The sequence below is a fragment of the Cyanobacteriota bacterium genome (genome assembly GCA_025054735.1).
Classification (GTDB): Bacteria; Cyanobacteriota; Cyanobacteriia; order SKYG9; family SKYG9; genus SKYG9.
The window spans coordinates 1-8,398 of record JANWZG010000152.1; the positions used below are offsets into that span (position 1 = coordinate 1).

Sequence of the window (8,398 nt, forward strand, 5' to 3'; positions counted from 1 at the left end):
TACGCACCGTCATGTGCTTAAACAGAGCATAGTGTTGAAACACAAAGCCAATATTGCGATCCTGAACATTCTCATAGGTAGCATCTCGCCCTGTTAGGAAGATTTTGCCTGTGTCAGGAAACTCCAACCCTGCAATTAGCCGCAGCAAGGTAGACTTTCCTGATCCAGATGGCCCTAATAAAGCTACCAAGGAACCTGTCTCAATTTCTAGGCTGACATTATCAACGGCCCGAAAACTGCCAAACTGCTTTGAGACATTTTCAACAACAATACCCATGTCAGCGACCTCTCAAGAGAATCCCCACTTTACCGACGGGGTTATCGTATTTTATAACATCACGACTTCCATCAATAGCAGATAGCTACGGATAAATTCTAAGATCTCGATGATCTGCAATGATGCACAATTATGCCTAACGCCCTGCAAAGACTTGCAAAGAGTTGTGATGCGGTTTGACATCATTACGCTATTCCCTGACTTTTTCACCTCGCCTTTAGCGTCTGGCCTGCTAGGAAAAGCCCTAGCTCGACAGATTGCCAGTGTGCACTTAATAAATCCCCGTGATTTTACAACCGACAAACACCATAAAGTAGATGATGAACCCTATGGTGGTGGGGTAGGCATGGTCATGAAAGTGGAACCGATCGCCAACGCCCTCCAAGCAATTCCAGCTTTACCAAGACGTGAGGTGGTTTTGATGACACCCCAAGGGGTAACCATGAACCAATCTATGTTCCAAACGTTTGCCCAGCACTATGACCAGTTGGTGATTATCTGCGGTCATTACGAAGGGGTAGACGAGCGAGTACTGAACTTAGTTACTCAAGAGGTATCTCTAGGGGATTTTGTGCTCACCTGTGGGGAAATTCCTGCCCTCACACTGCTGAATGGGGTAATTCGTCTGTTACCGGGAACCGTCGGCAAAGAGGAATCCTTGAAAGCAGAAAGTTTTGAGGATGGACTATTAGACTATCCCCACTACACGCGCCCTGTTGAGTTTCGTGGGTGGCGAGTGCCAGAAGTATTATTGTCTGGCAACCATGCAGAAATTGACCGTTGGCGACGACAGCAGCAACTAGAGCGCACACGCTTGCGCCGTCCTGATTTGTACAATCGCTGGCAAGCAGGCCAAAATCAGCCCCCGACCACAGGGTAAAATGCTCCTGCTGAAGGGTAGAATGCATCTGCTGACCCCTATTGAATGCAGTTCATGTCTCGTTCTCGCGCGCTTCAATCCTATGTATTACTGCGGCTGCTACTAGCTCCTTTGATGTTGTGGTTGGCAACCACGATTGTGTTCTTACTGTTGCGGGCAACCCCCGGTGACCCAGTTGATGCCATCTTGGGTATCCGCGCTCCAGAAGCTCGAAAAATTGAACTGAGAGAAGCATTAGGCTTGGCAAAGCCTCTCTGGCAGCAATATCTAGACTACATGGGTCACTTATTGCAACTCGACCTAGGGGAATCTCTGGTGACACGCGGACAAACAGTATGGGCGATTATTCGCGAGTATTTTCCAGCAACCCTGGAGTTGGCCGTGTTTAGCATGATCATCGCTGTGGCGGTGGGAGTAGGGGTAGGGGTGCTCTCAGCTTCACACCCAAATACAGCACTGGATGCCGGGGGACGCTTGTTTGGCATTATCACCTACGCGCTGCCAATGTTTTGGATGGGGATGCTACTGCAATTATTATTCACTGCTCAGTTAGGCTGGTTTCCCCTGGGGTCGCGGTTTCCTATTGGTAGTGATCCTCCTGCACCAATTACAGGGTTATACACGATCGACAGCTTGCTAGCGGGTGACTTGCCTGGGTTTGGGATGGCGATATATCACCTAACATTGCCGTCGATGACCTTGGGCATTCTTCTCAGTGGCATCTTTGAACGGATTGTGCGAGTCAATCTGCGCCAAACGTTGCAAGCTGATTATGTAGAGGCTGCCCGTGCTCGTGGCATTCCCGAAGGTCGGATCCTATGGGCCTATGCTCTGAGGAATGCCTTAATTCCTGTAATTACGGTGCTAGGCTTGACCCTAGCAGCCCTTCTAGGCGGGGCTATTTTGACGGAGGTGACATTCTCTTGGCCTGGGTTAGGCAACCGTTTCTATGCAGCGATCGACCAGCGAGATTACCCAGTTGTCCAGGGTATAGTTGTGTTTTTTGCAACAATCGTAGTGTTGGCAAGTATCGCGATCGACATTCTCAACGCCCTCGTGGATCCTCGAATTCGCTACTAATCACAGCATCAACAATTCCCCTTCTATGGGATACCAAAACAATTACTCACTAACCGCTGCTTTTCCAGGATGACCCAGCAGACATCTTCAAATACTTTTTCAAATACTTTTTGAAATACTTTGAAACACTTTAGAACCACCTTAAACGGTTGAACTTTTACTTAAATGGTTGAATTTTTAGCAAAAGGTAGAGCATAACAAAACCCACACTCGAACCTTGAGTGACCTCCCTAACGTAGCTAGCTTATGCAGAGATGAACTAATCACATGCCTACATCATCAGTGAACACTTATGGCGCAACTAGGCTTTAACTAAATGTTCTAACCAAGTTGTAAGCTGACTAGCTTCAGTGCTCCCGTAAAACTCAATAAAGGGAAGTGTCAGATCGACGTGTGGGTTTCTGTTGATCGAACCTGTCAGACTTAAAAGCCAAATTGTCTTCCTCCTGTTTACTAAACAGCATACAATCAATCGTAACCAATCGGCCTTTTCATCTGCCAGAGAGGTTTTAATCACCTCTTAACTATCAATATAGATCAACGATGGCCTGGTTCAAGACCTTGATATTAAAGTTTACGTTGAGACGGATTACGATTGTAATATTTCAGCGATCGCAGCCTCTAGTTGTTCTTTAGTAAGGGTCGTAATTATAAATACTTCTTGATAGCTCTTGCCTTGACGAGCAATCAGCTTAAACCCACCCCGAATAGGCACAGAAACTTTCAATTGCAGTTGGGGAGCACGCCCTTTTGCACGTCCAATCACGGCTGGTGTAATGGTTTGGATTCCATTATAGGTAGTGAGCTGGTGCAGCACAGGGATCAATCCTGGGATGTGAGTAGAATGGTTCCAGACTAGCCTGCCGTTTTTAGAACTGGTCATAGGACAACAACCTTGGTGATGGATTAAGTTGACTATGAACCAACTACAAGTCCGATAGAGTAGATTTCATTCGATCCCAAACAATAACTTGTTCCCATAACACTTTATAGAGCTGTAATGGCTCATTTTTCCCTTTCACAGTCACTGGTAGCATCTTTTCTACAGGAAAGGTAGTCTCACCAATTTGGTCTAGGGTAGCTTGGGAGATTACAATTTCATCAGCTTGTGCAACACTACAAATGCGACTAGCAATATTCATGGCATCACCAATCGTTGCGTACTGAATCAAGTTTTGTGAACCAATGTTACCAGCGGCAACTCTCCCCGTGTTTAAGCCAATGTGAATGTGAATTTCTAGATTGCGCTGCTTTTTCCACTGCTGGCTAAGGTTACGCGCTGCCCATTGCATTTCGATCGCCGCCCAAACCGCTCTGGCCGCATCGTCGATCTTGCGGTAAGGCGCTCCCCAAACTGCCAGTAACGCATCAGCAATATACTTCTCCAAGGTGCCTTCGTAGCGAAAAACAATATCCTCTACCATGACCTTGAAGTAGTCATTTAGCATCTCTAGAACTTGCCGTGGCTCCATTTGAGATGACATCGCCGTGAAGCCGCTAATATCTGAAAACAGTGCTGTCACTTCCGTTTCTACAATCTTCAGGTCGCCTTCTTCCTCAATTTTGCGGGTGACGGCGGCTGGAAAAAAGCGCTCCAATTTGGCACGAATGACTGCCTCAGCTTGCATCTTTTTGATCAAGTTGGCATTTTCAAGGGCGATCGCAGCTTGATTCGCCAGAGCAGTTAAAAACTCCAAATCCTCCTCTGAATAGGTGTTAGACATAGATACGTTATCTACATACATCACCCCAATTACCGTATCGCGGGGTTTGAGAGGAGCGCACATACAAGCTTGAATCGTCTGAAATAAGATAGAGTCAGATGACTCGAATCGTGAGTCTACACTGGCATCGTTAGTGAGAATAGCCTCGCTATGGGTACAGACATAGTTGATGATCCGAGTGCTGTAGAAGTGAGCGTCAACATAGATGCCTGGCCGAGCCTTAGTAGCTCGCTGCTCCATCTGTCCTGTGGTCTCATTGAGCATCAGAATGGCAGCCCGATCAATCGCCATAATTTGAAACACAAGATTCAGTAACCGTTCGAGCAACACATCCGCAGAATCTGGTGAGGAAAGTTGCTTACTCACTTCCAAGAGAATTTTGAGTTTATCAGCCGTGCGCTTAGCATCATCTTGTTGCCGCAACCGTAACCCTGCACGGTTTGATGCAGTTTGTTCAGAGTCCAGCAGTTCCTGCATCTCAATCCGGGTTTTGTCGGGTGAAATTCTCCCTAGGATAGTTAACTCTTGTGCTGGCAGTTTAACCCCAGTGAGTGTATCTGTGGAGGGGGTGTCTAAATGATTGACGAATTTAAAAACGGCATTAGCCATGCGAATTACGTCACCATCCCGCAACTGGTGTTTTGTAATGCGGTGATCGCCAATAAATGTTCCATTACGACTATTGCAATCTACTAAGGTAGCCACATCTTGATCGAGGGTAATTTCAGCATGAAGGCGTGAAAGCCCTTTTTCAGCATCTGCAATCAGCACATAGCTACCCTGCCCCCGACCGATCGTATTAACTCCGGGGTTTAGTTTCCAAACAACTTGCTCTGCGGTATCAGGCTGGTGAATGAGGTAGGGCATAGTCCACTTCTTGGTTTAAGAAGATGGGCATCAATCTTTTCTTACTAATCTTGTAGCCATTCTAGTATCGGCTACAACTGGTTTACTGATAAATTCACTAGATTACAGCGTATTTTTATGCTGCTGATGATCGGTATTTTTCAATACTGCCTCAGCCTCATTCAGTTTGGCAATCGCCTGTTCAGCAGTCATTAACCGTTTGAGCACGACTTGCCCAATCGGCTGATTGACACTGGCGATCGCAGTGGGTTGCACCTCCACCATCAGTACCATATCCTCGACTTGGTACAGCCGCAGCGTTTCATTCTGCTCCAGAATACAAATATCTAACTGTTGAATGTAGGGTTTGCGTCGCCACGTTAAATCATCCCACAACCCACTTGGTTCCCACACCCGACCAACAGTCCATCCGTCTGACAAGAAAAAGTATTTCACAAGCAATCACTAAATTGATAGTGCGAATTTTAAGAGTTGAGCTACTATCTAGCCATCATAAAGCGATTGGGAACCAGACCATGAACAACCTTGCACAGGTGAAGCAAGTCTTGCGCATCACTACAATTACAGCGCTAGCATCGACTGCTCTTTGGGCGCAGTCTGACTTGGTTGATGCCCAAGCTGCTTACAACGGCTATGTAGGGGTTGGTGCAGGCTTTGGATTTACGGAAGGTGCTTCTGGTGAGCCTGCTGGCACATCAGTTGTAATTGCTGGTCGTCAAAAAGTGGGGCAGTTGCCTGTATCAGTACGAGGTCAAGTTTTCATCTTTAGTGGCACAACTGCTTTTGTACCAACTATTTCCTACGACCTGCAAGTTGGTTCTAACTCTTTGGTTTATTTGGGTGGAGGTGTGGCTTTAACAGAGGGAGAGCGTCCATCGCCAGTCGGTAATCGGAATGCATTTGTGTTGCAACCTGGTATTGATATTGGTTTGGGGGACAGTAATACACTGATCTTTATCAACGGTGTGTATGCCTTCAACGCCTACAAGGGCAATAATGGCAATGCCTTCTCGCTACAAGGTGGAGTAGGTCTACAGTTTTAAGCTTGCCTGTGCTTAAGTTTTGTGCTGATGTAATAGAGGTTGAAATTCATGAAAGGTTGGTCTGGCTCGTCGATATTAAGTGCCGTTGGGTTGGTGGGTGTGCTAGCTGGTGGGTGTTTAATGCTTACCAACCCTACTGCAAAGGCACAGCCTGCTTATGGTAGCTATATTGGTGTAGGTGCAGCCTATGGACTAACGAGTGGCGGGCCAGGGGAAGAGAATGGTCTAGGTGGTGTTGTAGCTGTTCGCTATAAGTTTTTAGAGCTACCAGTTTCGGTGCGGGCGCAGTTGTTTGCTCTCAGAGGCTCGACAGCATTTGTGCCTACAGTTTCTTATGATGTGCCGATTGGATGGCAAACTGATGTTTATGTTGGTGTTGGGGCATCAGTTACCGATGGTACGACCCCTTCGCCCGTAGGTAATCGGTCTGCATTTGTGATTCAACCTGGTATTGATTTTGCTGTGCCTAATAGTAATGTTGTGATTTTCGCTAACAGTGTATTTGCGTTTAATGCATTTAAGGGCAATGGCAACACGGCGATCGCTATTCAAGGTGGACTAGGGTTGCAGTTCTAAGTTTGCAAAATCTAGTGGTGGTATTTTGTTCAAGTAGCTATCTCTATGCAACGAGCAAGTCTAATTCCCTAGGATTGCAGGCTGACAAATACAACTGCGTGTAACGTTAGGTGTAGTTCGGCACACTTACTAAATTAGTGTTGAGGCTACGGCAGTAGAGTTGTTATAGTCGTTGTAGTTGGCTTGTCTCTACTTAGCTGTTAGTGAAAGACTGACTTTAGGTTTATTGCTGGCATAGGGTAGCAGGTAAGACTATTTATATTCCTGTCTTTTTGTATGGTTTTAGAAAAGATATGGAATTCTAGTGATAACGACTTCCTCACGGGCTAAATATACGGGCTAAATAGGCATATGGCACTTTCAACACGTGGACTGGTTCTTGGCGCAACTGCATTTGCAATCACAACGATCGGGATTACGGGTGCTGGCTTACACCTCTCCGAAGGTCAAGCCTTCTTTCAAGAAAGCCCCAAGGAGTTGGTTGACGAGGTTTGGCAGATTATTGACCGTAACTACGTTGATGGCACCTTTAATCAGGTGGACTGGAAGGCAGTGCGATTGGAATACCTCAACCGATCCTATGCCAACAAGGAAGAAGCCTATAAAGCTGTGCGGGAAATGTTGAAGCGCCTCAACGATCCCTACACCAGATTTATGGATCCAACCGAGTTTCGTAACATGCAGATTGACACCTCCGGAGAGTTGACGGGTGTTGGTATTCAACTCTCTCAGGATGAGGAAACTAAGAAACTAGTTGTGGTGTCTCCCATAGAAGATACTCCTGCTGCAAAGGCGGGAATTCTTGCCCGCGACATCATCGTAAAAATTGATGGCAAAAGCACTGAGGGCATGAATGTAGACCAGGCAGTTAACCTTATTCGGGGGCCTGTGAACACTCAAGTAACTCTAACCATTTTGCGTGGCGGCCAAGAGCGGGACTACGTGCTAAAGCGGGCTAAGATTGAAATCCACCCTGTTCGTTTCAGTGTTAAGGAAAGCGCTTCGGGTAAGGTTGGGTACATTCGTCTTAACCAGTTCAGCGCTAATGCTTCAGGTGAAATGCGAGATGCCATCAAAGCGTTGGAGCAGCAGCAGGTAGTGGGCTACATTCTAGACTTGCGATCGAACCCTGGTGGCCTGTTATATGCCAGCATTGAGATTGCTCGGATGTGGCTAAACGAAGGCACAATCGTATCTACGGTTAATCGTCAGGGGGTGACCGATCTAGAACGGGCAAATCGGCGTGCTCTAACCAACAAACCCTTGGTTATCCTCGTGGATGGTGGCTCTGCCAGTGCTAGCGAAATTTTGTCGGGGGCATTGCAAGATAACAAGCGGGCAATACTTGTGGGTACCAAGACCTTTGGGAAAGGTCTGGTGCAGTCAGTGCGGAGTTTGGGTGATGGCTCTGGCCTAGCTGTGACGATCGCAAAATACCTAACCCCCAGCGGTAGAGATATTAACAAACATGGCATTGATCCAAATGTAGTCATTGAGTTGACTGAGGAACAACGTAAGATGCTGAGCCGCGATCGTGACAAGATTGGGACAATGGATGATCCCCAATACGCAAAGGCCATGGAAGTTTTACGGCGGCAAATTCTTGCAGCTCAACAGGGAACCCAAGCTAGCAGCCCATCAGACCCTACTCAGAATTGACCGCTGAGCTAGGTACTCATATAACAATCCTGTAGATTAATTAGGACGGTAAACACTTGCCAGCGCGAATCAGCCCAACTCGGCGGGCAATGGCCTCCTGTCGGGAGCTAAATGGCCCCCATACATCCTGTGATTGAGGCTCAGTAGTGGTTGAAGGCTGTGGTTGATGCATGGTGCTACCAGCCCGAATTTCACAGTGTCCGCTCTCCTGTTTAACAATGTACCAAACGTCGGTTGTAGCCATTGATGACTCCATTGATGTTGATTTTGGTATAGTGTAGTGATGAGGTAG

General features: G+C 46.9%; 10 protein-coding genes. 5 read left to right on the forward strand and 5 right to left on the reverse strand.

Annotation, left to right across the window (positions count from 1 at the left end; genetic code table 11):
• Positions 1 to 277, reverse strand: a 277-nt coding sequence (locus NZ772_08995; protein MCS6813688.1) for an ATP-binding cassette domain-containing protein, incomplete at its 3' end; no start/stop codon positions are given.
• A gap of 169 nt (positions 278 to 446) precedes the next feature.
• On the opposite strand from NZ772_08995, the gene trmD reads away from it, so the two are divergent.
• Positions 447 to 1,157 (forward strand): tRNA (guanosine(37)-N1)-methyltransferase TrmD, encoded by a 711-nt coding sequence (gene trmD, locus NZ772_09000; GenBank protein MCS6813689.1) that lies wholly within the window; start codon positions 447 to 449, stop codon positions 1,155 to 1,157.
• Between the two features lie 54 nt (positions 1,158 to 1,211).
• Positions 1,212 to 2,237 (forward strand): ABC transporter permease, encoded by a 1,026-nt coding sequence (locus NZ772_09005; GenBank protein ID MCS6813690.1) that lies wholly within the window; start codon positions 1,212 to 1,214, stop codon positions 2,235 to 2,237.
• A gap of 589 nt (positions 2,238 to 2,826) precedes the next feature.
• Here NZ772_09005 and NZ772_09010 read toward each other — a convergent pair.
• The 3 genes from NZ772_09010 to NZ772_09020 form a co-directional block, all read right to left on the reverse strand.
• Positions 2,827 to 3,120, reverse strand: a complete 294-nt coding sequence (locus tag NZ772_09010) for a DUF2103 domain-containing protein (protein ID MCS6813691.1) — start codon at positions 3,118 to 3,120, stop codon at positions 2,827 to 2,829.
• A 43-nt stretch (positions 3,121 to 3,163) separates the two neighbouring features.
• On the reverse strand, positions 3,164 to 4,828 hold the full coding sequence (locus tag NZ772_09015) for a GAF domain-containing protein (GenBank protein MCS6813692.1): 1,665 nt from the start codon (positions 4,826 to 4,828) through the stop codon (positions 3,164 to 3,166).
• A 102-nt stretch (positions 4,829 to 4,930) separates the two neighbouring features.
• Positions 4,931 to 5,263 (reverse strand): hypothetical protein, encoded by a 333-nt coding sequence (locus NZ772_09020; protein MCS6813693.1) that lies wholly within the window; start codon positions 5,261 to 5,263, stop codon positions 4,931 to 4,933.
• 80 nt (positions 5,264 to 5,343) lie between these two features.
• On the opposite strand from NZ772_09020, the gene NZ772_09025 reads away from it, so the two are divergent.
• The 3 genes from NZ772_09025 to NZ772_09035 all read left to right on the forward strand — a co-directional run bounded on the left by NZ772_09025 (position 5,344) and on the right by NZ772_09035 (position 8,106).
• Complete coding sequence (locus tag NZ772_09025) at positions 5,344 to 5,871, forward strand: hypothetical protein (GenBank protein MCS6813694.1); 528 nt, start codon at positions 5,344 to 5,346, stop codon at positions 5,869 to 5,871.
• 48 nt (positions 5,872 to 5,919) lie between these two features.
• Complete coding sequence (locus NZ772_09030; GenBank protein ID MCS6813695.1) at positions 5,920 to 6,447, forward strand: hypothetical protein; 528 nt, start codon at positions 5,920 to 5,922, stop codon at positions 6,445 to 6,447.
• A gap of 351 nt (positions 6,448 to 6,798) precedes the next feature.
• The gene (locus NZ772_09035) at positions 6,799 to 8,106 is read left to right on the forward strand and encodes a S41 family peptidase (protein ID MCS6813696.1); all 1,308 of its coding nucleotides are present in this window, start codon (positions 6,799 to 6,801) and stop codon (positions 8,104 to 8,106) included.
• Positions 8,107 to 8,146: 40 nt separating this feature from the next.
• On the opposite strand, the gene NZ772_09040 is transcribed toward NZ772_09035, so the two are convergent.
• Positions 8,147 to 8,350 (reverse strand): hypothetical protein, encoded by a 204-nt coding sequence (locus NZ772_09040; protein ID MCS6813697.1) that lies wholly within the window; start codon positions 8,348 to 8,350, stop codon positions 8,147 to 8,149.
• Between the last annotated feature and the right edge of the window lie 48 nt (positions 8,351 to 8,398).

What these genes read in the sequence shown, in the direction of transcription:
- trmD (MCS6813689.1), top strand. Translation starts at nt 447, where the DNA reads ATGCGGTTTGACATCATTACGCTATTCCCTGACTTTTTCACCTCGCCT.
- NZ772_09005 (MCS6813690.1), top strand. Translation starts at nt 1,212, where the DNA reads ATGTCTCGTTCTCGCGCGCTTCAATCCTATGTATTACTGCGGCTGCTA.
- NZ772_09010 (MCS6813691.1), bottom strand. Translation starts at nt 3,120, where the DNA reads ATGACCAGTTCTAAAAACGGCAGGCTAGTCTGGAACCATTCTACTCAC.
- NZ772_09015 (MCS6813692.1), bottom strand. Translation starts at nt 4,828, where the DNA reads ATGCCCTACCTCATTCACCAGCCTGATACCGCAGAGCAAGTTGTTTGG.
- NZ772_09025 (MCS6813694.1), top strand. Translation starts at nt 5,344, where the DNA reads ATGAACAACCTTGCACAGGTGAAGCAAGTCTTGCGCATCACTACAATT.
- NZ772_09030 (MCS6813695.1), top strand. Translation starts at nt 5,920, where the DNA reads ATGAAAGGTTGGTCTGGCTCGTCGATATTAAGTGCCGTTGGGTTGGTG.
- NZ772_09035 (MCS6813696.1), top strand. Translation starts at nt 6,799, where the DNA reads ATGGCACTTTCAACACGTGGACTGGTTCTTGGCGCAACTGCATTTGCA.
- NZ772_09040 (MCS6813697.1), bottom strand. Translation starts at nt 8,350, where the DNA reads ATGGCTACAACCGACGTTTGGTACATTGTTAAACAGGAGAGCGGACAC.